20 protein-coding genes and 1 pseudogene are annotated in these 24,375 nt (G+C 40.8%); 14 read left to right on the plus strand and 7 right to left on the minus strand.

Going from position 1 to position 24,375, the window contains the following annotated elements; translation table 11 throughout:
• Positions 1-73: 73 nt before the first annotated feature.
• The 11 genes and pseudogenes from hpsE (ACEYW6_RS00605) to ACEYW6_RS00655 all read left to right on the plus strand — a co-directional run bounded on the left by hpsE (ACEYW6_RS00605) (position 74) and on the right by ACEYW6_RS00655 (position 13,920).
• Entirely contained in the window at positions 74-1,042 is a 969-nt protein-coding gene (hpsE, locus tag ACEYW6_RS00605; RefSeq protein ID WP_412978232.1) for a hormogonium polysaccharide biosynthesis glycosyltransferase HpsE, read from the plus strand.
• An 11-nt stretch (positions 1,043-1,053) separates the two neighbouring features.
• A complete protein-coding gene (hpsE, locus tag ACEYW6_RS00610) occupies positions 1,054-2,049 on the plus strand; it encodes a hormogonium polysaccharide biosynthesis glycosyltransferase HpsE (RefSeq protein WP_412978233.1) in 996 nt (331 codons plus the stop codon).
• Complete coding sequence (locus ACEYW6_RS00615; RefSeq protein WP_412978234.1) at positions 2,042-3,031, plus strand: glycosyltransferase; 990 nt, start codon at positions 2,042-2,044, stop codon at positions 3,029-3,031. Before hpsE (ACEYW6_RS00610) ends, ACEYW6_RS00615 begins: the two co-directional genes overlap by 8 nt.
• Before the next feature lie 28 nt (positions 3,032-3,059).
• A pseudogene (locus ACEYW6_RS00620) lies at positions 3,060-3,625 on the plus strand (Tfp pilus assembly protein FimT/FimU).
• Between the two features lie 32 nt (positions 3,626-3,657).
• Entirely contained in the window at positions 3,658-4,302 is a 645-nt protein-coding gene (locus tag ACEYW6_RS00625; protein WP_412978235.1) for a TIGR04282 family arsenosugar biosynthesis glycosyltransferase, read from the plus strand.
• Between the two features lie 361 nt (positions 4,303-4,663).
• Positions 4,664-5,506, plus strand: a complete 843-nt coding sequence (locus ACEYW6_RS00630) for an HpsJ family protein (protein WP_196509545.1) — start codon at positions 4,664-4,666, stop codon at positions 5,504-5,506.
• A 126-nt stretch (positions 5,507-5,632) separates the two neighbouring features.
• Positions 5,633-6,541 (plus strand): glycosyltransferase family 2 protein, encoded by a 909-nt coding sequence (locus ACEYW6_RS00635; protein ID WP_412978236.1) that lies wholly within the window; start codon positions 5,633-5,635, stop codon positions 6,539-6,541.
• 520 nt (positions 6,542-7,061) lie between these two features.
• Positions 7,062-7,823, plus strand: a complete 762-nt coding sequence (locus tag ACEYW6_RS00640; RefSeq protein WP_412978237.1) for a DUF502 domain-containing protein — start codon at positions 7,062-7,064, stop codon at positions 7,821-7,823.
• Positions 7,824-8,208: 385 nt separating this feature from the next.
• Positions 8,209-8,850 carry a transcription antitermination factor NusB gene (gene nusB / locus ACEYW6_RS00645; protein WP_190896800.1) on the plus strand — a complete coding sequence of 214 codons (642 nt, stop codon included), beginning with the start codon at positions 8,209-8,211 and terminating at the stop codon, positions 8,848-8,850.
• A 404-nt stretch (positions 8,851-9,254) separates the two neighbouring features.
• Positions 9,255-10,928 (plus strand): signal recognition particle-docking protein FtsY, encoded by a 1,674-nt coding sequence (gene ftsY / locus ACEYW6_RS00650; RefSeq protein ID WP_412978238.1) that lies wholly within the window; start codon positions 9,255-9,257, stop codon positions 10,926-10,928.
• Between the two features lie 1,600 nt (positions 10,929-12,528).
• Entirely contained in the window at positions 12,529-13,920 is a 1,392-nt protein-coding gene (locus ACEYW6_RS00655) for a PP2C family protein-serine/threonine phosphatase (RefSeq protein WP_412978239.1), read from the plus strand.
• A gap of 558 nt (positions 13,921-14,478) precedes the next feature.
• On the opposite strand, the gene ACEYW6_RS00660 is transcribed toward ACEYW6_RS00655, so the two are convergent.
• Positions 14,479-15,762: an ankyrin repeat domain-containing protein gene (locus ACEYW6_RS00660; protein ID WP_412978240.1), complete on the minus strand. Its 1,284-nt coding sequence runs from the start codon at positions 15,760-15,762 to the stop codon at positions 14,479-14,481.
• Positions 15,763-16,048: 286 nt separating this feature from the next.
• Here ACEYW6_RS00660 and ACEYW6_RS00665 point away from each other — a divergent pair, with 286 nt between their 5' ends.
• Positions 16,049-16,519 carry a DUF4079 domain-containing protein gene (locus ACEYW6_RS00665; protein ID WP_196509552.1) on the plus strand — a complete coding sequence of 157 codons (471 nt, stop codon included), beginning with the start codon at positions 16,049-16,051 and terminating at the stop codon, positions 16,517-16,519.
• 57 nt (positions 16,520-16,576) lie between these two features.
• Here ACEYW6_RS00665 and ACEYW6_RS00670 read toward each other — a convergent pair whose 3' ends face one another.
• A complete protein-coding gene (locus tag ACEYW6_RS00670; RefSeq protein ID WP_190896810.1) occupies positions 16,577-17,251 on the minus strand; it encodes a DUF1997 domain-containing protein in 675 nt (224 codons plus the stop codon).
• A 178-nt stretch (positions 17,252-17,429) separates the two neighbouring features.
• Between ACEYW6_RS00670 and ACEYW6_RS00675 the strand changes: the two genes are divergently transcribed.
• Positions 17,430-18,089 (plus strand): NAD(P)H-binding protein, encoded by a 660-nt coding sequence (locus ACEYW6_RS00675; protein ID WP_190896812.1) that lies wholly within the window; start codon positions 17,430-17,432, stop codon positions 18,087-18,089.
• Positions 18,090-18,339: 250 nt separating this feature from the next.
• Positions 18,340-19,002, plus strand: a complete 663-nt coding sequence (locus ACEYW6_RS00680; RefSeq protein ID WP_412978241.1) for a glycoside hydrolase — start codon at positions 18,340-18,342, stop codon at positions 19,000-19,002.
• Positions 19,003-19,016: 14 nt separating this feature from the next.
• Here ACEYW6_RS00680 and menH read toward each other — a convergent pair whose 3' ends face one another.
• The 5 genes from menH to metG all read right to left on the minus strand — a co-directional run bounded on the left by menH (position 19,017) and on the right by metG (position 24,288).
• Positions 19,017-19,838, minus strand: a complete 822-nt coding sequence (gene menH / locus ACEYW6_RS00685; protein WP_412978242.1) for a 2-succinyl-6-hydroxy-2,4-cyclohexadiene-1-carboxylate synthase — start codon at positions 19,836-19,838, stop codon at positions 19,017-19,019.
• A gap of 349 nt (positions 19,839-20,187) precedes the next feature.
• Complete coding sequence (locus ACEYW6_RS00690) at positions 20,188-20,583, minus strand: metal-sensing transcriptional repressor (RefSeq protein WP_190896817.1); 396 nt, start codon at positions 20,581-20,583, stop codon at positions 20,188-20,190.
• 96 nt (positions 20,584-20,679) lie between these two features.
• The gene (gene lptC / locus ACEYW6_RS00695; RefSeq protein ID WP_412978243.1) at positions 20,680-21,888 is read right to left on the minus strand and encodes an LPS export ABC transporter periplasmic protein LptC; all 1,209 of its coding nucleotides are present in this window, start codon (positions 21,886-21,888) and stop codon (positions 20,680-20,682) included.
• Positions 21,888-22,517 (minus strand): NYN domain-containing protein, encoded by a 630-nt coding sequence (locus ACEYW6_RS00700; RefSeq protein WP_041565095.1) that lies wholly within the window; start codon positions 22,515-22,517, stop codon positions 21,888-21,890. The genes lptC and ACEYW6_RS00700 overlap by 1 nt, the downstream gene beginning before the upstream one ends.
• Positions 22,518-22,683: 166 nt before the next feature.
• Positions 22,684-24,288, minus strand: a complete 1,605-nt coding sequence (gene metG, locus ACEYW6_RS00705; protein WP_412978244.1) for a methionine--tRNA ligase — start codon at positions 24,286-24,288, stop codon at positions 22,684-22,686.
• Positions 24,289-24,375 lie beyond the last annotated feature (87 nt).

The following is a 24,375-nucleotide window of genomic DNA, read 5'->3' on the forward strand; positions in this document are numbered from 1 at the left end:
TTTAATGCCAGTAAAAATTAGCCATTGGCTTAATATATAAAAAGCATCCTAATCAAAATATACCTTTTGACAAATGACTGAAAACCTTGACTTTACTGTAGCTATCCCAACTTACAACGGTGAAAGTCGTTTGCCTGAACTACTAGAGCGACTACAAAACCAACTTCACACCGAAAACTTATCTTGGGAAATTATAGTTGTAGACAATAACAGCACTGACAACACAGCTAAAGTTATTCAAACCTATCAGAAAAATTGGCAATATCCTTACCCTTTAAAATATTGCTTTGAACCAAAACAAGGTGCAGCTTATGCTCGAAAAAGGGCAGTTGCAGAAGCTAAAGGTAGATTCATAGGTTTTCTAGATGATGACAACTACCCATTATCAAATTGGGTATCCGCAGCTTATGCTTTTGGTGAAAAATATCCTCAAGCGGGAGCTTATGGCAGCCAAATTCACCCTGATTGGGAAGTAGAACCACCAGAAAGCTTTCAGCGAATTGCTCCATTTTTAGCCATTACAGAACGGGGTAATTTACCGCTGTTATATGAAGCAGCTAAAAAAATACTGCCACCTTCTGCTGGACTTGTTATCCGTAGACAAGCTTGGTTAGAAAGTGTACCAGAACAGTGTATTTTAACTGGTAGAGTTAAAGGTAATATGCTCACCAGTGAAGACTTAGAAATGTTGTCTTATATCCAAAAGGCAGGATGGAAAATTTGGTATAACCCAGAAATGGAAATTTATCACAAAATACCCAGTTCCCGCTTACAAAAAGACTATTTAATTCCATTTTTTAGAGGTATTGGACTTAGCCGTTATGTAACTAGAATGGTAAATGTCAAACATGTATATAGACCAGTTGCTCTTTTAGCTTATATGATAAATGACTTGCGTAAAATTGCTTTACATTTGCTCAAATATCGGACTATGTTGAAAACGGATTTAGTCGCTGCTTGTGAGATGCAACTGTTTGTAAGTAGCCTGATTAGTCCTTTTTATCTGTGGAAAAATGGCTATTTAACTAAAAAATATAATTAAAAAATCAATATATGAATGAACTATTTAAAAATATAGATTTTACTGTAGCTATTCCTACATATAATGGTGCAAAACGGCTGCCTAAAGTTTTAGATTTACTCTTTAATCAAACGGGGCTAAAAAATATAAATTGGGAAATAGTTATTATTGATAATAATAGTAACGATAATACATATGAGGTAATCCAGGCTTATCAAAAAATAGGTAATAGAAATTTCTTGTTAAAATATTTTCTGGAAAAGCAACAGGGAATTGCCTTTGCAAGAATGCGGGCAGTAAATGAAGCTAGAGGCGAATTTATTGCATTTGTAGATGATGATAACCTACCAGCAAATGACTGGGTTTTACAGTCTTATACTTTCGGCAAAGAGCATCCTCAAGCTGGTGCTTGGAGTGGTCAAATTCACGGTAATTTTGAAGTAAGTCCCCCAAAGGATTTTACAAGAATTCAAGCATTTCTAGCTATTAGAGAACACGGAATAGAACCATATTTATTTGATGCAGATAATTTAAGACTTCCTCCGGGTGCTGCGTTAGTAGTCCGTAAGCAAGCTTGGTGTGAAAGTGTTCCAGAAGAATTGGTTTTTAAGGGGAGACTTAGTAAATTGATGGTTAGCGGAGATGATACAGAAGCTCTCTTATACTTACACAAAGCAGGTTGGGAAATTTGGTACAATCCTGCAATGCATATCGATCATCAAATTCCACATTGGCGGCTAGAAAAAGACTACTTACTAGTACTAGCACGTGGTTGTGGTCTATGTATTTTTCAGCTACGCTTGATCAATGCTAAAAATTGGCAAAAACCAATAGTTTTGGTTAAGACTATCTTGGGTAATTTACATCGCGTATTACAACATATTATTAAGTATCGAGGGCAATTAAAAAGTAATTTAATTGCACTTTTTGAAATTAATTTTTATTGGGCTAGTATGATGAGTCCTTTTTATTCTTTAAAATGGAAGCTAGACAAAATTTTAGAAAATACAACTATGCAAAATGATTAATTCAAATTTCAATACAGTAATGATTTCTGTAATCATCCCAGCTTATAATAGCGAAAAAACCATTAAAGAAACAATTCAATCTGTTTTAAACCAAACTTTTACTAATTTGGAGTTAATTATAATAAATGATGGTTCACAAGATTCCACTTTAGATGTTATTGCAGAAATTCAAGACTCACGAATAAAAGTATTTTCTTACCCTAATGCTGGCGGAAATATTAGTCGTAACCGAGGGCTAAACCTTGCTGTTGGAGAATTTGTTAGTTTTTTAGATGCGGATGATCTTTGGACACCTGATAAGCTTCAGTCTCAGTTAAAGGCTCTGGAAGAAAACGTTACTGCAAAAGTTGCTTATAGTTGGACTAATTATATTGATGAAAACAGTGAATTTGTCCTTTCTGGTACACACTTTACCGCCAATGGAGACGTTTATGAAAAGTTATTGGTAACAAACTTTTTAGAGAATGGCTCCAATCCGTTGATTCGTAGAGAGTCTTTAATCGAATTAAGCGGATTTGATGAATGTCTAAGTGCTGCTCAAGATTGGGATATGTGGCTACGATTAGCCTGTAAATTTGATTTTATATGTGTACCATCTGCACAAATCTTATACCGTATAAGTGCTAATTCAGTTTCTTCCAATCTTGTCAGACAAGAAAAAGCTTGCTTGCAGGTACTTGAGAGAGCATATAAAGAAAGACCTTTAGCAAAGCATACTTGGAATTTAAGTCTAACAAATTTATATAAATACCTGACTTGTAAATCCCTACAAAAGCCATTTAACAGACAAAAGGGTTTAGCTGCGGCTAAATTTTTGTGGAATTATATCCTTAATGACTCTTTAAGATTGAAGCGTATAACTTTCACTTTCAAACTATTATTGAAAATTATCATAATTCTGCTAATGCCTGCGTTGCTTGATAGCATTACTAACGAGCGCAAAGTCAGAAGTCAAGAAACTGAAACATTGCTCACCAGCTAGATAGCTGAAAAATCACCAGAAGACAAAAATGAATATCCGGGTGCATTTACAGTCTCTAGTTAATGCAAAAAATCTTTTGAATAAGCCCTCTAGCAGTGGTTTTTCTCTACCAGAGTTGTTAATAGTTGTTCTATTAATTGGTATATTAGCCAGTTGGGAATACCCAACTGGCTCACTTTTGTGGAGACTCGCCGCCTCAACACTGCACAAAACGAGGTTTACTATGCAATGCGCCAAGCCCAAAGGCAAGCCACCAAGGAAAAATTGACTTGGCAAACTAGTTTTCGTGAGCAAAATGGCATCCTTCAATGGGCAGTTCATCCTGCTACAGTAAACCCCTCTAACGCTAACTGGAATAACTTAGATAACAATGTGCGTTTAGATGCGGAAACTACCTTACAAATTTCAAATGGCGTTAGGCAAATTAAATTTGATTACAGAGGTAATATTGTTTCGCTACCGCGAAGTATAACTATCTCCAGTCAGTATGGTGGTAAAGTTAAGCGTTGCGTCTATGTCTCTACGATTTTAGGAGCAATGCGAATGGCAAAAGAGCACTCTACAGCAAACAATGAGGGTGATTATTGCTATTAAGATATTTGTAGTTTAATTAAACAAGGTATTGCGTGCTGAACTTACCAGCAAACCCAAAACAGCACTTGATTATTTTCACCCGCTATCCAGAACCAGGTAAGACAAAAACCCGATTGATACCTGTTTTGGGAACTGTTGGTGCTGCCAATCTTCAACGCCAGATGACTGAATATACAATATTTCAGGTTCAAGAATTGCAAAAAGCCATTGCCATATCTGTGGAAGTGCGGTTTGCAGGTGGCGATTTGCAACTTATGCAAGACTGGCTGGGGTTGGATTTAGTTTACCAGTCTCAAGGTGAAGGGGATCTAGGTTCGCGGATGGCGCGATCGCTTTTCGATGCTTTTGAATCTGGAGCAGAAAAAGTAATTATCATCGGTACAGATTGTCCTGGAGTGAATGCCCAGATTCTAGCGACAGCGTTTGAGAGGTTACACGCCTTTGACCTCATACTTGGCCCTGCGATCGATGGTGGATATTACTTAATTGGTTTGCGTCAACTCATCCCGGAGTTATTCGTTAACATCGAGTGGGGAACTGCTCAAGTATTCCAAAAAACCGTGGACATTTCCCAGAAACTAAATTTATCACATGTGAACTTGTCGCCTCTAGCTGATGTTGACCGACCGGAGGATCTGCCGATTTGGGAACAAGCCTTTGCAGGGGAGATGGAATAATCAGCGAGATGTAGTCTAAACTCCAGTAGAACGCTTGCTAAACCTAACGTCTAGGTTAATTTGACACGAATGGCAAGATGCCCACCGCACAAGAAGTAGTTGAGTATTTTTATTTGGAGATACTTAATAAGCCTTTTTCTACAGCCCCGCACTAGGTCAGTATTTTAAAACACTAGGAATTTCCTGAAGACACTGTACATAACAAATGCTACTGTGGCCTAGTTGAAAACCTAGAGGCAGATAGCCTTTACCAATATTGAATCTGCTTTATATTTGTACACAACAGTTACGGTCATGGGCACAATATTTAAGTAGCTTGAAATATGAAAATCACTCGTATTCACCGCCAGTTTGAAAAACTATGGTCAACCGTTTTGCTTCCGTAAGTACTGCCCTCACACTTAAGGTAGTTGGAATAATCTGCATTTTGTCGTTTCTTGTTGACTTTTTGATTCTATTGTTACCCTTTCAACCGACTGATCGGGTATGGCAAATCAACTTGGCAACAGCGCTAGTTGATCGAGGAATCGTTCCTTTAGTTGGTTTGGGGCTGCTGTTTGCTGCCTATTGGATTGATAGTGCTGATGCAGGAAGCGATCGCCCCCAAGGTATCGATTTAAGATTTCCCGCCGTGATCCTCTCAAGTATTTTAGGGTTGATGTTCTTGCTGATTTTTCCCCTGCACCTCAATAACGTCAATCAAGCTAAGACTCAAACACTCAACCGAATTACCCAAGAAGCAGATCAGGCAGAAACTCAACTGAATACTCGGTTATCGCAATTGCAAGCACAACTAAATACTGAGCAAGGAAAAGCTCAATTAGAGCAACTGCGAAACCAAACCAAAGCTCAGTTTAGTGAAATACTCAAAGATGATCAGAGATATAAGCAAGCACTTGAAAGCTCTCAAATTCCAGCAAATATAAAAGAGTTACTGAAGAAGGCTAAAACAGATCCTCAAGTACTTGACAAAGCTATCCAACAACAAACAGATATTCAAACGCTGCGAACTCAACAACTGAGCCAAGTTCGCCAGCGCAGAGACGAAGCAGAGAAACAAGCTAAAGATACTGCTTGGAAATCTGGACTGCGGATTGGGATTAGCAGTTTGCTGTTGTCTATTGGTTACATTATCATCGGCTGGACAGGCTTAAAAGGTAGGGGTGCTATACAAGGTGGTAAACCTAGAGCTACCGCACGTTAATGCACTATCGGTATGGCAGTAGGACGTATCCAATAATTATTGACGGCTTATACTGCCATACGCCTAATAGCTAATAACAATAAAAAGGCAATTATCACTGACTAAAATCGCTATAAAACTTGGGTAATGTTCTCAATTTACATACTGACATATAACGAAGAGTTAGATATTGCTGCTTGTATCGAATCGGCGATGCTATCGGATGACATCATTGTTGTGGATTCATGCAGTAGCGATCGCACTGTGGAAATCGCCAGTCGCTATCCCATTCGCGTCGTCCAACACGCTTTTGAAAGCCACGGACGCCAACGCACCTGGATGTTAGAGTCTATTCCCCGGAAGCATGAATGGGTTTACATTCTCGAAGCTGACGAGCGCATGACACCAGAACTGTTCGCGGAATGCGAAAAGGCCAGTCAGAATCCAGACTACATCGGTTACTATGTGGCTGAACGTGTCATGTTTATGAATCGCTGGATTCGTTACAGCACACAGTATCCCCGTTACCAAATGCGCCTCTTCCGCCACGGTAAAGTCTGGTTTACAGACTACGGTCATACTGAACGGGAAGTTTGTGAGGGTGCAACTAGCTTTATAAAAGAAACATACCCACACTACACTTGTAGCAAAGGCTTGAGCCGCTGGATTGACAAGCATAACCGTTATTCTACAGATGAAGCTCAAGAAACGCTGTATCAACTAGAACAGGGGAACGTAAACTGGCGAGATTTATTTTTTGGCAAATCGGAAGTCGAAAAACGCCGCGCCCTAAAAGATTTGTCGTTGCGTTTACCCGCCAGACCGTTGCTACGGTTTGTATATATGTATTTTATCTTAGGCGGCTGTTTAGATGGACACGCTGGACTTGCTTGGTGTACATTGCAGGCATTCTACGAATATCTGATTTTGCTCAAAGTTTGGGAAATGAAGTATCTACCAAAACCCAATTTAGACGCAACAGCAATTCTGGCGCAAGAGAGTACACAACAGTTGCAGTGTGCGGATTCTGAAACTACACAGGTTGATATCGCGTAAAGGCGACTGGAGATTAGAAGCAGCGATTGGTTACTGCTGACTGGTACGCGATCGCAAAATCAGAATTCAGAGGGACGCACAGCTACCTATGCGTCCTTATCGCGTTTTCCACCTAAACGAGAACCAGCATAATAAATTAATATTTTTAACAGAACATTTTCATAAAAGCCGCTCTTGCTCAAATGTGTGTGACTGACAGATAAAATAATTCCTTAGTTTACCTGCTGGTACTTTCACAATCATGAGCAGCTTTTGATTGAGCGCGGTAGATTAGTAATACCTAAGGGCTTGCAACAATCATTTACAAGTCTTACAAAGAAAAGTAACATCTTCTGGAAATAACCAGCCGCTATCGGATTGGTTGATGTCTATGTGTATGCTTGTAGGAAAATAGCTGATTTCCAGCAACAAGTACGTGTTTTTGCGGCAGCAGCCAAGCTGCTAGCTTCTTGGACAGTTAAGTTACTTGCGGTAGAAGCTGCTTCAAGTAAAGCCTTTGCTATTTGATGAATTTGCTGGTATGGATACCAATAACAAAAGTTCCTCTAGCTTAAAACAGGAGAATCGGGGCTTGGTAATCGATCGCCTAAAACAGGACTTAAAAAACGACCTGATTGCTGGTTTGTTGGTAGTAATTCCTCTAGCAACCACTATCTGGCTGACAATTACCATTGCTAATTGGGTAATCAACTTCCTCACCCAAATACCCAAACAACTGAATCCCTTTGATGGCTTAAACCCAATTCTAGTAAATTTGCTGAATTTATTAGTAGGATTGGCTGTGCCGCTACTAAGTATCTTGTTAATGGGCTTGATGGCTCGCAATATTGCTGGGCGGTGGTTGTTAGATTTTGGTGAGCGGTTATTACAGGCAATTCCTTTAGCAGGACAGGTATACAAAACTCTCAAACAGCTTTTAGAAACCATACTAAAGGATTCTAATGGCAAGTTTCGCCGGGTAATTTTGGTAGAGTATCCCCGTCGAGGAATTTGGGCGATCGCCTTTGTCACTGGTGCAATCAGCAGTGATATCCAAGCCCAGATGTCTCGCCCCGTGCTAAGTGTTTTTATCCCTACCACCCCGAATCCGACTACCGGATGGTACGCAATAGTTCCTGAAGACGAGGTGGTGAACCTCTCCATATCGATTGAAGACGCCTTTAAAATAGTTGTATCAGGTGGCATTGTCGCCCCCAATACGCCCTTGCTTTTCCCCGAATCCACACTAGAAGTAAAACACGACAAAATTAAGCAGCAGATTATTCCTGTTGAAGAAACGTGAATTATCCAAGTATGGTGTAAGCTCTCGCAATTCATCGGGAATAGGCAATAAAACTCCGTAGTTTTATTGGTCTTATATTCCCTCCTTTTACCAGAAGTAGTGGTTCCCAAGACCCAAATCTTTCTCTTGCGACCTGTACCTATTAGCTTGGTTTTCGCTTACGGCATTGAAGATCAAGATATATAATCCTACCAGAAAAAGAGTTCGTTTCTTCCATATCCTCTTGTAGAAGCAAAGAAAGTCAGAGGATAGTTTTTAGTTAAAATCAATCTGGCAAAGTCACAAGCAAATGCGTAATGTTGTTGTTTGACTGTGCCAAAATTGATATAGTTATAAGTTTGTCCCGCCTAGTTAATCAGTTCTCGCACAAGCACCCCTCAGTTTTATGCAACCTCGTAAACCCCAGCAAATTGCTCGTGAATTGGCGCTTTTAAGCCTTAGCCAATTGCCAGTCAACCCAAAAAAATTAGATAAATTGGAAGACGATCAACTAGTATCCAAGTTGGTGCTAGGAGCAGTACGCACTCTGACGTCAGAAGTGCAAGATACCCTTGATAATGCCGCAGGTGAACTGCAACGCAGCAATGATCGCCTCTTAAGTAGCCAAACTCGGGCCTCCGATCTCAATACTGCCAGAACAATGCTTCAAGAAGCGATCGCCTGCACCCAGACAGCAATTAATCAGTTGGGTACCGCAGTTGATTTCCCAGTATTGATTCAGTTAGCTAATCAGGACAAGGGAGTTCGGAATTACGCTAAAGAGCTTGTGATTACCGTTAACGAAAATCGACACATTATAGATGAACTCATTTCTACTGCCTTAGTAGATTGGCAAGTAACTCGCCTAGCCCAAATTGACCGCGATATTTTGCAAATCGCTGTGGCAGAAATGAAGTTTTTAGGAGTTCCAGACAGTATCGCCATCAACGAAGCTGTGGAGCTAGCCAAACGCTACAGTGGAGACGACGGTCATCGGTTTATTAACGGTGTTTTGCGCCGAGTCACTGAGCAGAAAAAAACAGCATAATTAAGTCGACGTAAATAATTGTCCTTGGGATAAGGCAAAAGGCAAGAGGCAATAGTTATAAGGGTTAAAACCCTTGTTCATTTTTCTTTCTTCACATAGTTTGATTTTATTGTGCCAACTTACTTAGTACCACTTCGTAATTCCTATACTGCCGTAGAGAAAAGTCTGTAGCCGCTTCTGCGGCTTTCTCCGAGCGGAATTTCTCCCTTGGTGCTAGCCTCTCTTTTTGGGAGAAGGGGAGACGCTGCGCGAACGGAGGGAAGCTTCTGTTGTACCGATTCTTTTCAAACTGGTGTTGAAAAGGTGAAGATAACCCGGAAGTTTTCACTCCAGGAAAAAGTGCAAAGTTAAATTAAACTCATAACTTATAACTCATAACTCATATAACAACTAAAACTGCTGCAATGGTTTTTAATTGGTTCCGTCGTCAATATAACGATTCCTCTGACACTCCCTCTGATAAGAAACAGGAAGAAACTCCTCCTACACAAGAACCCCAAGCAGAGCCAGCCGAAACGCCAACATCAATAGATGAAACTGCACCAGACACAACGGCAGACTTGTTAGCGTTTGCTAAAGCTGCTTACAAAAATATTCAGCAAAAACAACAAGCCGAGGTAGTAGAAACCCCACCTGATGTAGCTGATACCTCAGCACTATCAGCACAACCTGAAACCGCAGAAACAACAATTGCGGAAATCACCGAACCAGAAACAACTGAGGAACCTGCTAGTACGACCGTAGAAACATCACAGCAAGAAGTTATTCAAGCAGCTACTGAGGAAGAAAGTATGGAAGATTCCTCAGTGGCAGCAATTGCTGAAGAGCCAGATGTAAAAAGCCCAGAACTAACGGGAATTGAAGTTGAACCAACACCCACCGAACCAATAGCTACGCCAGAGGCAACACAGCCAACAGCACCAGCCACCTTATCCTTCTTAGAACGGGCGGCGGCAGAACGGCAAGCCAAGCTAGAACAACTAATAGCCACTGCTATTGATGTCCCAGAACCGGAGGTAGTAAAGCCAGTAGCTACAACCTTAGAGGCAGGAGAGGAAATTCCCGGACTGGTATTTGATGATGGGTTTGTCTGGTCAGCGAAAGTTTTAGCAGCCCAAGGTAGAAATCCAGAAGACGTTTCTATTGAGGAGATTACTTGGCTGAAAAAGCTCCGGCAAGGGTTAGACAAAACTCGCCGTAGTATTCTCAACCAACTAAAGGCGATCGTTGGTCAAGGACCGCTTAACCAAGCTGCTGTAACGGAAATTGAGGCATTGCTCCTGCAAGCTGATGTGGGTGTAGAGGCGACAGACTTTATTATCAATGCCTTACAGACAAAACTTCGAGAAGAAGTCACCGCACCAGAAGAAGCGATCGCTTACCTGAAAAAAATCCTTCGGGATATGCTGGATGCACCGAGCAAAACATCCCACAAAATGAGCTTTACCCCAGAAAAAGAAACCTTGAATATTTGGTTAATCACTGGGGTAAATGGTGCCGGGAAAACTACCACTATCGGCAAAATTGCCCACTTGGGACAAAAATCTGGTTATAAATGCTTGATTGGGGCAGCAGACACCTTCCGCGCTGCCGCCGTGGAACAGGTGAAGGTTTGGGGTAGTAGAAGTGGTGTAGAAGTAATTGCCAATCCTGGAAAAAATACAGATCCGGCAGCAGTTGTGTTTGATGCGATCGCAGCCGCCCAAGCACGGCAAACAGAATTACTTCTGGTAGATACAGCTGGACGACTGCAAAACAAGAAAAATTTAATGGATGAACTCAGCAAAATCCGGCGAATTATCGACAAAAAAGCCCCAAATGCTAAAGTAGAATCTCTTTTGGTTCTAGATGCCACTTTAGGACAAAATGGACTGCGGCAAGCCGAAGTTTTTTCCCAAGCTGCCCAACTGAGTGGCGTTGTCTTAACCAAGCTAGATGGCACAGCCAAAGGCGGTGTTGCCCTTGCCGTTGTGCAACAGCTAGGTTTACCTATTCGCTTTATTGGTGCTGGCGAAGGAATTGAAGACCTGCGCCCCTTTTCTAGCTATGAATTTGTCGAAGCTCTCTTGAGTAGCTAATGAAAAAATTTGGGGTTATAAATTTTTCTTGACTACTGATAAGTTTAGGGATGACTGGTCTGCTATTATCACTTGAACTAATTAGAAACAAAATACTAGAAACAGATCAAGTCCTAAAATCATGAGTTTGTCACAACAGATAAGTGACTTTTGCTAAAATTTCAAGCTAATGCCCTTTTTTTACTCTCTAAATGGCATTTAGTTGCGACACACAAGAGCCAGGAAGCTTGCATCTTGCAGTAATGTAAAGGGCAAGCGAGACACCTACCCCCACAAAAATAACTATAGCTGTAGGATGGATAGCAGTCTGAGCGGTGAATAGTGCGTTGGGGAGCCAGCGCGGGTGAGTCCAGCACTAGGGGAGGAGTTTCCCTCCACAGTTTCTTAGTGTTGACTATGGCGATTTGTACCCAGTTGGGAGATATGTACGTAATTTTACTTAATAGTAGGAGGATGAGCGTCAGCTATTTTACCAGCAGCGACATCAGGAAAAGGACAGCTTCCGATCATCATAACTTCGGAAAATCGTCCACTGTGGACTCAAAAAATGAATTGGTGTAAGTAAGCTGGTTCAACACTCCCAGGCATTTTCTCATATCATAGTTGCTGAAGTAGCTACAATATTTTCTGTAGTAAATTGAGAGGTTTTAAGTCTGATATTTAAACAACAACACTTTTTCTAGCTTTTGACTTAAAGTTATTGGAGGATATTTTTTTAGATTTAATGTCATCTCTTCCATTCATAGTCTTACACTTACCAAATGAATCCCCCCTAAAATCCAATACAGTTCAGTTAAGCATTTCTTCGTTATTTTTCTTTGCGTCCCGTAGAAAAAAGGCTATAGCCTGTGGAAAGCCTCTTTGTGTCTATGTTATAAAAAATTGACTTTGATAAAGAGTTAAGTCCTAACCCAAGCTTATTGCCCTAAAATCAATGACGGGCTAATGGTTTAAATCTCTTGACACGGACTCTAAAGATTAGGTTGTCTTACTTTTATCCCGTTTCAAGGGGTTTAAATTTTGCATATTCAGTAACTTAAAAATTCGCAAAACGATAAATTAAAAATGGAAAACCTCAATCTTGGTGATTATCCCGGTAATTATGGTATATAAATTAAGTATTTGAAGACTTATTTATATATTCTTAGGTTGGGTAATGGGTATAAGTCTGCTTTTTACCAAACTAAGCTACGATGTGAGCGTCTACAAAATTTTTCACTTAAAAGACTTCTAGTCTCCTAGTTGCCTCTGCCAAAAAAGTTATTCTGAAAGCGTTATGAATTATTCTTTTCATAAAGTATTTTTATTACTTTAGAGATATGCTTTGGTAATTAGGTTATGAAAAAATGAAAACCTTTCTGAACTATCACCGAAGCTAGTAATTTTTACGGGTTGTGTTTTGAATAAAAATACATGAATTTAAATTTTTAAGATTCAATCAAAAAGACAAAAAACAAATAAAATACTTATAAAACTTGCCTGTTACGTCTTTATACTCTTGCTAAAGTGACAAGTCTTGTCTAAATATGGTTTAGCAATGCCAAAGCCAAAAGATTTATAAGTAATCTGAAATTTACCAATATAAAGTGCAATAGTACCTGTGCCTGTGTCTCAACTGCCCTCTCAACCCACTGACAACAATACTAGTGCCGCGACAGATGTCACACCAGTCGTGGCACTCAAAGAACTCGTGGCAAGGTTGCACCGGGAACAGAACAAAATTCAAGATTTGCTAAGTTCTTTAGGCTTTGCCCTGAGAAGTTTCAATAATTTGAATCAGTTTTTGGAACTGATACCGCTGATGGCAACAAGAGTGACAGATGCAGACGGCAGCGCTCTGTTTCTCTACAAACCTAATGGTCAAGTCAGGTTAGAGCAGTTACATTGGCAAGATAGTGGTCAGCGAAAGAATATCCGTAAAGCGCTAGAAATAGCTAGTAGTCAAATCACGCTTCTACCCAATAATGCCCCTCTAGCGAATGCCACGGGGATTTTGGATGACCAGATGCATCGCTATCTGGGGCCTGATGTGCAAATCTTTGGTACGGCAATTCTAGTGAAGCATACAGAACGAGGATGGCTCTATGTCTTGAGCCGTGATCCAGAATATAGTTGGACAGAAACTAGGCAAAAGTTAGTTAGGTTAGTAGCAGACCAAACAGCGGTAGCAATCGAAAACGATGAACTAGCCGTAGAACTAAGAAAAAAAGAACGCCTAGACCAAGAACTAGAAATTGGCGCAGAAATTCAACGGCGACTTCTACCACGTCAATGCCCCACAATCCCTGGTGCAGTCCTTGCGGCACGCTGTAAACCTGCCAATCGCGTCGGCGGAGACTACTACGACTTTATTGCTACCAATCACAATAAAATTCAGTCCAAATCTAAAGGCAGCACAGAAACTGGTCGCTGGGGCTTGGTTATTGGAGATGTCATGGGCAAGGGTGTTCCCGCAGGGCTGATTATGACGATGATGCGAGGAATGCTAAGAGGAGAAGTGCTACATGGCAATTCCCCAGCCGGAATTCTGCAAAACTTAAATAGAGTTATGTATGCGGATTTGGAAAATTCCCACCGCTTTGTAACGCTATTTTACTCAGAATATAATCCCCATAATCGAATTTTGTCTTATAGCAATGCGGCACACAATCCTCCCTTGTGGTGGCACGCAGCCACGAAAACTGTCAGCCGTTTAGATACTCTAGGAATGTTAATCGGTTTGGATGCCAACAGCCAATATGAAGATGCACAGGCACAGTTAGAGCCTGGGGATACAATTATTTACTATACAGATGGCTTGACCGATGCCGCTGCTGCTGGTGGCGATCGCTTCGATGAAGATAACTTTGTCGCTGGCTTCAATACGGCTTGCAAGTACTGCAATGGGCCAGAGGAGATTGTGGATTACCTATTTGACCAAGTTGAGCAATTCATTGGTGCTGATAAGCAAAACACTGATGATATGACACTAGTTGTTCTGCAAATTTTATAGTCATTAACCATTTTTTCTTGGTCAAGTCATGATTAACCCGATGGTGACTGGGGATTCACCATAGTGATTATACTAAATTTAATTTTTTATTTATTTTTTCCTTGGCTTGCCGTAGCGATCGCTCAAATGTTCGCACATCAACCTTTTTTCAGATTCATTTTTATTCAGCCTTAGGGAGGATACATAAAAAATGATCGTTAGAATACTTTTCTGTTAAAGTAAAAACTATATATTTTGCACATCTAGCACAGTAGGAAACGCCAAGGGGGAGACTAGGTAAAAGGTAAAAGTACAAGGTAAAAAGTAAAAGGTAAATTTACTTCTTCATTTTTGCTTTCTTTCTATCCTTGTGATGCAAGCATTTAGCCTGCTCCCTCTTGTCGTTTTAATTTTTTCTTTCTCCGCCGTAGTAAGTTCACAACAGCTACGACGGAGTTTTGCTTTCTTTATTTCTTACGCCTAGACTTGGTTTTTTAAATCTCCTCAGTATTTAAGTAGATAACCTTCATTTAATGATTTGTCAACATATTTCTGAAAATATTTTAAGAATTCAGATAGCTATTCTTGCGCCCCAGCTTTTTGCAGACTCCGCACCACATTCTTATAACCATTAAATTCTGCAATCATCAAAGCAGTATAACCACCCCGGTTTTTCAAATTCATATCTGCCCCAGCTTGCAGTAACAACTGCACAATTTCGCCGTAACCTGCTGAGGCAGCCCACATCAATGCTGTTGCCCTCGCCGAGTCTTGAAAATTCACATTTGCTCCCTTTGCTAGCAGCAAATGTATTATCTCTATGTACTTGCGTTCGGTTGCCTTGATCAAAGCAGTTTTGCCATCATCGCCCGGAGTATTGGCATCAGCACCGTACTCTAGCAGCACTTTCACTGTTTGGGTGTGTCCTTGTGATACAGCCAGCGTCAAAGGTGCTTCACCAAGATTTTTCCCAGTAATATCTGCCCCAGAACGTAGTAGTGTCTCGACAATTTGGTTATGTCCCTGCAATGCAGCTACAAGCAGTGGCGTATCACCCAGATGGTTCCTAATTTGGACATCTGCACCCCTGTTAAGTAACAGTTGTACGACATCAATGTAGCCTTCCACAACGGCAAGGTGTAAAGCAGTTTCACCATCTTGGTCTTGGAGATTAATTTCAGCTCCTCGATCCAGTAAAACTGCTGCGATCGCACTGTGTCCAGCCGCCGCTGCTGCCGATAGCGCAGTTCCACCATCAGCGTTTTTCACATTCACATCAGCTCCTGCCGCTAGCAGTGCTTCCACAACACCCAGATGTCCCAAATCTGCCGCTAATGTTAAGAGTGTCTCACCCTCCTCATCTCGGATATTGATATCGACACCATTTTGGAGAAGTGCTTGTAAAACTTCTATTTTTCCCTGCTTAACTGCTAGTTTCAACGCAGTATCATCATCTTTATCTGCGATATTCACCTTCGCACCAGCAGCCAATAAAACTCGCACTACATCGATATGACCTTTGAGTACAGCTGCCATTAAAGCTGTGCTGCCATCTTCATTAGTGGCATTTACATCAGCACCTTTGGATAGTAAAAGCTGCACAATGTCAAGCTGTTTGGCACTAGCTGCCAACATTAAAGCCGTCAAACCATAGAGTTTTCTGGGCAAGTTAATATTTGCCCCAGCATCCAACAGCGATCGCACAATTTCGGTATAGCCTAGATTGGCAGCAAACATTAACGCCGTCGTGCCTTGGCGATCGCACGCGTCCACCCTCGCACCAGCAGCCAGTAGCGCACACAGATGCTTAATATCGCCACTTTTAGCAGCTTTTAGCAGCAAAGTATCGTTGTTTTCAATCATGGATGAGATCCCACACAGGGGGTTTTGTTCGTCTACCCTCAAAATTTAGTCTGAGATTGTTTATCCACTTTGGCAAGAGGGTTATGCAATTCAAAATTCAAAATTAAATATTAAAATTTCATCAAAGCAGTCTTGGCAAACATTCTGGCTATTGGCTTGATGAAAAGTAAAGCGAGGGAGGCTTCACTCTTCTCTTTCTTAGCCTCTTTTAGTTTGTGCAACTTGCAGCACAGGAAATAGAGTTATGCTAATTTTTATGAAGATTTAATAATTGGGCGAGAACACCATGAGTCTGGAACTTTCTGCGTCGGTGAAATATTGGCTGAACTTCTTTCATCCGGTGATCATGTGGGCGCTATTAGTACTTTCAATTTATGCTGCCTACTTGGGGCTGCAACTACAGCGTACCAGAAATGCTCAGGGGGAAGAAAAGAAAGAACTGATTAAAGGTAGATATAACGTCAGACACTACCAAATCGGGTCTATACTCCTAGCTTTGATGGTGGTAGGTGCAATTGGAGGGATGGGTGTCACTTACATCAATAATGGCAAGTTATTTGTCGGGCCTCACCTGCTGGCAGGACTCGGTATGACGGGTCTGATTGCATTTTCTGCTGCTTTGTCTCCTTATATGCAGAAAGGAGCAAATTGGGCGCGTGCAACTCACATTCTGTTGAATTTTACCCTTTTGGGACTTTTTGCTTGGCAGGCTGTCACCGGCGTGCAAATTGTCCAAAGAATTCTCACTAAAGCATAGTAAGGGGTACTTTGTCATTTGTCATGAAATTTTGACAAATGACAAATGACTGTTGAATCACTGCTTTTGCTTGGAATTCCCTGGAAAGGGTATTTCTAAAGATTTATGAAAATCTTCTTGAACTTTGCGAGTTAAGCGGCGGGAGACTTGGCGGACAATTTGGTTAAGTAAGCGATCGCCTGTAGATTGAATTATAGACTTGGGTAATCGCTGAATAAACCGGGGAAAGTGCAAATAAACCATTAAATCCAATTCCCATTCAACCCTGGTAACCTCACCAACGCTAGTGCAAGCATCGTTTTCTATTAACTGTAGCGATGCCCGATAGTCTACGTCATAACCAGGCGGTTGGTAATCAGGAATGGGGATTGTACGGATGCGGTAAATACTCTCCTCTGGAGGCAACAATTCCAAACCAATTTTTGGTTCTACATCATAACCAAAAGCACCAAAACGGCCAATTACTAAAGCGTAGCCATTTTCCCCCAATGGTTGCACCTTCATAGGTTCAGCGCAACGCGAAAACCATGAGGCGTGAGCATTAAGATACTCAGCAACCTTTTCTACTGGGGCAGGCATTTCCATAAAATCTTGATAACGACCGGAAAACTTTGTGAGCGTCGCTACATTTGCTTCTATTAATGTGTCCTCAGCTTCTTCTTGGCTGGAGGCTACAGGTAAAACTGCTTCTGTTATTTCCCAGGATTTATATTCGCCGTTTGTTGAAAGCATAAATGCATTAATGTATACTTTGGCGTTCGTCTATATTAATGATTCCCCATATGCCTGGGTCATTTCGCACTAAGATCCTATTTTGACTGAAACCTCATTAATCTGCCATCAGCTCCATAGAATTACTAAAATAAAGAACTGAACAAGCACACAATAGTTTCCCAGGATAGCATTTCTCATGAAAGCATTTGTAGCAGGGGCAACGGGTGAAACAGGTCGCCGGATTGTGCAAGAGTTGATAGCGCGGAATATTCCCGTCCGAGCCTTGGTGCGGAATATAGAGAAAGCTAGGGGTATTCTGTCTCCTGAAGCCGAATTGGTAGTAGGCGACGTGTTACAACCAGAAAGTTTAAATGCTGCGTTGGGAGATAGCACAGTTTTGTTAGTTGCTACTGGGGCAAAACCTAGCTTTGACCCTACTGGCCCCTATAAAGTGGATTTTGAAGGGACTAAAAATTTAGTAGATGCTGCCAAGGCAAAGGGAATTGAGCATTTTGTCTTAGTGTCTTCTTTGTGTACTTCGCAGTTATTCCATCCACTGAACTTGTTTTGGCTGATTTTAGTGTGGAAAAAGCAAGCTGAAGAGTACATCCAGAAAAGTGGTCTTACCTATACCATTGTGCGCCCTGGTGGGTTGAAGAATGAAGATAATTCCGACGCGATCGTGATGCAAAGTGCTGATACACTTTTCGACGGTAGCATACCCAGGCAAAAAGTCGCCCAAGTTGCTGTTGAGGCACTGTTTGAAGTAGATGCACGCAATAAAATTGTCGAGATTGTTGCCAAACCTGAAGCTACCTCCAAAACTTTTGGTGAATTATTTGCTAACGTCGCTTAATCAACCAGTGACGAGTTAGGGGTTAAAACTCTTATAGCGTGTCTTACTTGGATACACATGCGCTTTGGGCATAGCATTGCTGTGTCCCTACGAATAGACTGTATTGGATGGAAGTGAACTTTGCCAGAATGAGTTCGTCAATCATTGTTGTTAGCAAAGAGAGCAAATTTGAAGGAGTCGGACTCTGAAAGGCTTTGAATTCAAAGGTGTCGAAAAACTTATTGGTCCAATAGCCGCGCTTCTCGGCTTTGTGTATTTGTTGCAATGGTATATTGGAGACTTGCGATCGCCTTCTGATCCCATCTTTGCAGTTAAACAGCCGCCTTTGGTCATGAAACAGGGCGACCCCTATATCCGCGCTTTAATGCGAACTATCTCGGCGAGTGAGGCTAGTGGGAACCGTCCTTATTCACTGTTGTATGGTGGACAGCAAGTCAACGACCTCAGCCGACATCCTGAGATATGCGTCACAATTGTCACAGGTCCCAACACAGGTAATTGTTCTACCGCTGCTGGCAGATATCAAATTATCAACATTACTTGGTATCGTTTAGCCCCTCGTTATCATCCAAATCCAATGCAGATGATGTTTTGGACTGGTTATAGTTTTGAAGCAGAATATCAAGATGTAGTAGTTTACCGATGGTTAAATGATCCTAAAGTTTGGGGAGTTGATATTTCTCAACTGTTGCGTCAGGGAAAGTTAAATGATGTTTTGCGGCGACTTTCTCCCACCTGGACAAGTCTAGGATATGGTATAGAAACTAATTCTGTTAGTAGCTCTTTACCTAAAATTTATCAGAAAATGTTGCAAGAGGAATTAACCCCAGCTAATCAACCAACAGCCCCGAATTTGTCACTATCACCAACTCCTTCTAGCAATGCAGTAAAGAAGTTGCTAAAGAAGCAGTAATGTTATCCTAATTTTTAACTTGCTGCGGATAAAAAATCTTTGATATTCTCCACAAATATCAAGGAATTTTCAAAATGAATATTATGTCCAGCGTTCTTAATTATTTTTAGCTGGGCAAATTCACATAGTTTAGCCATTTCTGTATTAATAGATATAAATTTTTCATCATATTCACCAACTAGTAAGAGCACAGGAATTTTATTCTCTTTTAGTTTTTCCCACAAAGAAGGTTGACATCCAGTACCCATGAAGCGTAACGATTTATCTAATTCATGTGGATTATTCTGCAAGCGATTTTCTATCATGCGATCGTATTCTGGCTGATTTTTTATATAACCAAAAATTGCTTGATTATACCAATTTGATAAAAAAGTTGCCAAATCGCTTTTTTCAACACTTCTTGTTAACTTTCTGCCTATTTGTGTATCAAGTTTAATGCGTTCTAATCGTTCTACTTCTGTTGACAAACCAGGAGAAACTGACTCTAGCACCACTTTATGAAAACGTTCTGGAAAATGAAGGGTGAGGTATAAAGCCAATCTCCCACCCATTGAATAACCAACTAAAAAACATTTGGAAATTTTTAACTCATCTAAGAAACTGATTAAAGCATGAGCAATGTTTGCCATTGTGTAGTACTCATCTCCACCCAAAACTTGAGTTTTGCCATGTCCAGGAAGATCAAGTGTTAAATAAGAAAATTCGTCAAATAACAATTTTATGGCTTCATCAAATTCATTGATATTACCCATAAAACCGTGCAGAAAAAGAATCAGTGGTTTATTGAATCTGTCAATAAAAGAATAGTGAAAATGATATTTTTCTAGTAGAAGCATAGTCTAGCTAATCACTATCACGGCTGCATATTATATTAAAGTCTGGTTGGTTACAAGATTGATCATCCAGGGTTTTAACGATAATGGATAGCTTACCGCCATAGGCATCACATTTTCGATCCTTGGCAAGATAGGTAAGAAAAAATATCCCCGGTTTAATATAGTTTAGATGGTATATTTACCACCATGCAATTGCTTTAAAACTGCCTAAACCATCAGTTATGACTGTGAGATACTTGTGTTAAGTTTGGCATAAAAAAATTTATGCCTGAGCCAATACATCAAATCTAAATCTCGTATCTCTACAAAATGTCTTGTCGTACTAGTTAATTTTTTATTTTTCTAATTCTTAAGGTAAAAACCGATCTAAAGCAGCTTTTAACTGTTTAATTTCAACGTCAATATTACCCTCTTGTGCAGCTCTACCAATACACTCAGTTAAATGTTCATCCAAAACAATTCGCGCTACCCTATCTAATGCGCCTCGCACTGCGGCAATTTGCAGTAGAACATCAGGACAAGGGCTATTTTGCTGCACCATTGTTTTAATACCCCGAACATGTCCTTCTATCCGCGATAATCTATTGGCAATTCGCCGTAACGACTCTTCGCTATGGACGTGAGGATGAGCCGGCTCTCCAGTCCCATGAGTATGATCTATATGCTCGTGGTCTGTATCGTGATAATGTTCTGCTTGCTGGGATGTTAGCAAGGATTCCTTGCCTAATCGGTTTGATCCATTCATGGGCTATCAAAAGACTTGTATTAGTAAGATCCTAGCCTAGTACTTGACCAACCCAAAATTTTTGGGTGAAGGTGGGACCCATTCACCCTAACTTGACTACTGACGATTGGCTCTTTCTTGGGGAATAATTTCTGTTACTACCCTACCGCTAGAACTACCGCCTTTGACAACAATATTTTCTGTTTGCAGATTACCAACGGCTGTTTCACCCGTAAAATTTAACTGTGGATCAACTTGTCGATAAACGACATTTCCCTGAGCTTCAACTAACTTATTGTCTAAATACCAAGTTAATGTATTAGATTTCAAAGACTGGCGACGCTGACCAATGGCGTTAACATTACCTGTTAAATAAACCGTTTTTTGCGGTATTTTCATTTCACCTTGATTGGCGGTGACGGTAAGATTTTCGGCACGCTGGAACATCCGCACAGGGGAATTTGTAGTAACAGTTTCTGCCTTCATGTTCCAGGTCATAGAGTTGCTAGCTATTTGCACTGGTGGGTCTATTAACTCTAATTGAGCATTTTGTTTAATAGTGGCAATTTTCGTTTTTAAGTTGACTTCGGCAGATTTTCCCTTGCCGCGATCGCTAATTTTATTATCTTTGTAGCGATCAATTTCTATGGGGCGATCGCCAATCAGTTTTTCTTCTTTAATATTCCAAATCAAATGCTCGGTTCTTACTTGCATCTGGGGATCAGCGGAATTTGCTACTACCCCTCCAGAAAATTCCATGCGCTGTTCGCGGGTTTTGACTCGCGCTTCCTGCGCCACTGCTTGTAGTTGTTTATGACTACCGTTAATCTGGTTGCGAACAATCAACAAATCTTCTTTGGGACGCCATTCTAATTCATTTCCCTGCAACACAATTCCATTGCTAGGGTCTGTGGCAAATATCTTACCTTTAAGAAACAACTGTTTCCCATCTTGTTCAATGTCTGCAACATCTGCCTTGATTTGGTAGACTACTTTGCCATCTTGGTATAGTTCACCATAAGGGCTTTCAGCTTGGCCAATTTGTTTTTCTTTGGTATATTTTGCGGTTTTAGCTCGGACTTTCCAAATCGGTCTTCCGACTTCATCAGCTTGTTCTAGGGTGACATCAAAGAAAGTTAAATTACTATCTTGACCAGATGAATCCACAGTATTTTGTTGAGAAGCTGGCGGGGATTTACCTCCGCAGCTCAGTAAACCAAATACCAAGAACAAGGTCAAAGGTAAAATAAGAAAAGAGGGAGTGGAGGAGAAATTTTGAATTTTTCTCTTTCCTAGTCTCCCCTTTTGATCAAATTGATACGGCATTATTCTTGGATTTCTAGGTGTCCATCACTAGTTCTGGGGTCTTCCAAAAAACCGATACCAGATAAAGGTCGGTATGGATAGCTTTGGCGAGGGGTTTTTTGAATATCCTCTTTGATGGCTTCTAAATCAATGTAGCGATCGCTTACATTAATTAAGCTGTCGCTGGTCATTGATCGCAAGCTTACTACTTCTACCCGCACGCCACGATAGCTGACTGAATTTACCGCATATGCCAAATCTCCATCACCGCTGACTAAAACTGCGGTATCATAAGAATCGACTAGCGCCATCATGTCTACTGCTATTTCTACATCCAGGTTAGCTTTTTTAGAGCCATCTGGTAGCTGGACTAAATCCTTAGCAATGACCCGATAGCCATTGCGACGCATCCACAGCAAAAACCCCTGTTGCTTCTCGTTTGTCCGATCTACCCCAGTGTAGAAAAAAGACCGCAGTAATCTAGAACCTCCAGTTAATCGACACAGTAGCTTCGTGTAATCGATTTCAATCCCTAGTTGTAGTGCAGCGTAAAATAGATTTGAGCCATCAATAAATATGGCGACCCGACCCCGATTCTCCAAAACTTGTTCTGGCGTAAATATTGAATCGGTTTCAAAATTATTCAACATCATTGTGATACCTCAATTTTTATCCCTGTTATTTTTGATACAAATTACCAACTTTTAGATGCTAGTCACAGCGGCTTATGATAATGTTCCGGGGCTAATTTAAGATCAGCCCCGATAAATTTTTTGAGAAAATAAGAAATTGAACAAAATCAGACTTTGATAAGGACTAATCGTTTTTTGGGAGTTCTATTCGCTTAAAAATTGGTTGGGGTGTACCCAACTGTTGTTTACTGGATAGTATCCCCCATGTAGCATGGATAGCAAAAGGAGCGGTAATTGAACTTTGTATTTGATCGTTAAAGTTTATTCCGAAGCCTAGCTGCTGATAAATATCGCTACTGATGTTCGGAATAATTGGGGATAGCAGATAAGCTGCTAGTCTAACTGATTCTAGAACTGCGTAGAGAACTTTTTCCACCGACTCCTGCTGTCCCTGTTTATATAATGACCAAGGAGCTTGTTCATCAATAAACTTATTACTGGCTTGTACCAGTGAAAGGATAGCCCCGCAGGCTTGATTGAAAGCTAGCTCCTCATAGGCTTTTTCCACCTGTTCTCCTAGACGTAAACCAATTGTTTTTAAAGGATTTTCGTCAGGAATCCCTTCATTGCCGATTGATGGGACATGATTCTCTGCGCAGTATTTCTTCACCATGTTCAAAGTGCGATTGAGCAAATTACCTAAGTCATTTGCCAAATCTGCATTCAAAACATTAATGAACCTAACTTCATTAAAATCTCCATCCTTGCCAAATTCGATTTCCTTAAGGAAGTAATAACGAACGGCATCACTACCATAGCGCTGAACTAGGGCTATAGGATCAAGGGTATTACCCAGACTTTTGCCCATCTTCTGCCCATCTTTGGTCAAAAAGCCATGCCCAAATACTCGCTCTGGCAAGGGTAAGCTAGCCGACAACAGCATTGCTGGCCAGTAAACTGCATGGAAGCGCAGAATATCTTTACCAATTAGGTGCAAGTTAATCGGCCACCATGTTTCTAAAGCATTTGCTAAAGTCGGTTCTGCATCTGGTTCTAGTAATGCCGTTACATAACCCAGCAGCGCATCAAACCAGACATAAAGGGTGTGCTTGGGATCAACTGGTACGGGAAAACCCCAATCTAGATTCACCCGTGAAATGGAAAAGTCTTGCAGCCCTTGATTGACAAAGTTGAGGACTTCATTACGCCGACTTTCTGGTTGAATAAAATCCGGTCTAGATTGATAGAATTCTGTCAGCTGATTTTGATATTTGGATAAGCGGAAAAAATAGTTTTGTTCGTCTCGCCACTCAACTTCTTTGTTAGTATGAATCGGGCAACGATGTCCTTCTAGCAGATCCCGTTCTTCTTTGAATTCTTCGCAGGATACGCAGTACCAGCCTTTTTGTTGTCCCTGGTAGATATCACCAGATTTCCAGACTCGCTCAAAGAATTCTTTGACGATCGCTTCATGACGAGGTGCGGTAGTTCGACTAAAGCGATCATATTGAATGTCTAGTAACTGCCATAAATTCACGAAACTAGGGACAATTTCATCGCAAAACTCTTGTGGTGCTTTGCCTAAACTTTCTGCCGATCGCTGAATTTTTTGCCCATGTTCATCTGTACCTGTAATTAGTAATACCTGATGCCCCAGCAATCTCTGAAATCGCGCTACTACATCTGCTGCGATCGTCGTATAAGCACTGCCTATATGGGGGACATCGTTTACATAATATAGAGGTGTCGTTAGTGCAAATGTCTTTTCTGTTTTATTCACTAGATTCATACAAAATAAAAATTAACTTATTAAAACGTTTTACACTTACTTTGATTGGCAAAACCACGCAATTATACAATAATATTCCTATTTTTT

The sequence above is a fragment of the Nostoc sp. UIC 10607 genome (genome assembly GCF_047228265.1).
Taxonomy (GTDB): domain Bacteria; phylum Cyanobacteriota; class Cyanobacteriia; order Cyanobacteriales; family Nostocaceae; genus Nostoc; species Nostoc foliaceum_A.

Excerpts from the sequence above, each read along its gene's own strand:
- ACEYW6_RS00660 (WP_412978240.1), bottom strand. The coding sequence starts at position 15,762 with ATGATTGAAAACAACGATACTTTGCTGCTAAAAGCTGCTAAAAGTGGC.
- lptC (WP_412978243.1), bottom strand. The coding sequence starts at position 21,888 with ATGCCGTATCAATTTGATCAAAAGGGGAGACTAGGAAAGAGAAAAATT.
- ACEYW6_RS00615 (WP_412978234.1), top strand. The coding sequence starts at position 2,042 with ATGATTAATTCAAATTTCAATACAGTAATGATTTCTGTAATCATCCCA.
- hpsE (WP_412978233.1), top strand. The coding sequence starts at position 1,054 with ATGAATGAACTATTTAAAAATATAGATTTTACTGTAGCTATTCCTACA.
- ACEYW6_RS00635 (WP_412978236.1), top strand. The coding sequence starts at position 5,633 with ATGTTCTCAATTTACATACTGACATATAACGAAGAGTTAGATATTGCT.
- ACEYW6_RS00700 (WP_041565095.1), bottom strand. The coding sequence starts at position 22,517 with ATGTTGAATAATTTTGAAACCGATTCAATATTTACGCCAGAACAAGTT.
- menH (WP_412978242.1), bottom strand. The coding sequence starts at position 19,838 with ATGCTTCTACTAGAAAAATATCATTTTCACTATTCTTTTATTGACAGA.
- ftsY (WP_412978238.1), top strand. The coding sequence starts at position 9,255 with ATGGTTTTTAATTGGTTCCGTCGTCAATATAACGATTCCTCTGACACT.
- ACEYW6_RS00630 (WP_196509545.1), top strand. The coding sequence starts at position 4,664 with ATGGTCAACCGTTTTGCTTCCGTAAGTACTGCCCTCACACTTAAGGTA.
- ACEYW6_RS00640 (WP_412978237.1), top strand. The coding sequence starts at position 7,062 with ATGGATACCAATAACAAAAGTTCCTCTAGCTTAAAACAGGAGAATCGG.
- ACEYW6_RS00675 (WP_190896812.1), top strand. The coding sequence starts at position 17,430 with ATGAAAGCATTTGTAGCAGGGGCAACGGGTGAAACAGGTCGCCGGATT.
- metG (WP_412978244.1), bottom strand. The coding sequence starts at position 24,288 with ATGAATCTAGTGAATAAAACAGAAAAGACATTTGCACTAACGACACCT.
- ACEYW6_RS00670 (WP_190896810.1), bottom strand. The coding sequence starts at position 17,251 with ATGCTTTCAACAAACGGCGAATATAAATCCTGGGAAATAACAGAAGCA.
- ACEYW6_RS00690 (WP_190896817.1), bottom strand. The coding sequence starts at position 20,583 with ATGAATGGATCAAACCGATTAGGCAAGGAATCCTTGCTAACATCCCAG.
- hpsE (WP_412978232.1), top strand. The coding sequence starts at position 74 with ATGACTGAAAACCTTGACTTTACTGTAGCTATCCCAACTTACAACGGT.
- ACEYW6_RS00665 (WP_196509552.1), top strand. The coding sequence starts at position 16,049 with ATGAGTCTGGAACTTTCTGCGTCGGTGAAATATTGGCTGAACTTCTTT.
- nusB (WP_190896800.1), top strand. The coding sequence starts at position 8,209 with ATGCAACCTCGTAAACCCCAGCAAATTGCTCGTGAATTGGCGCTTTTA.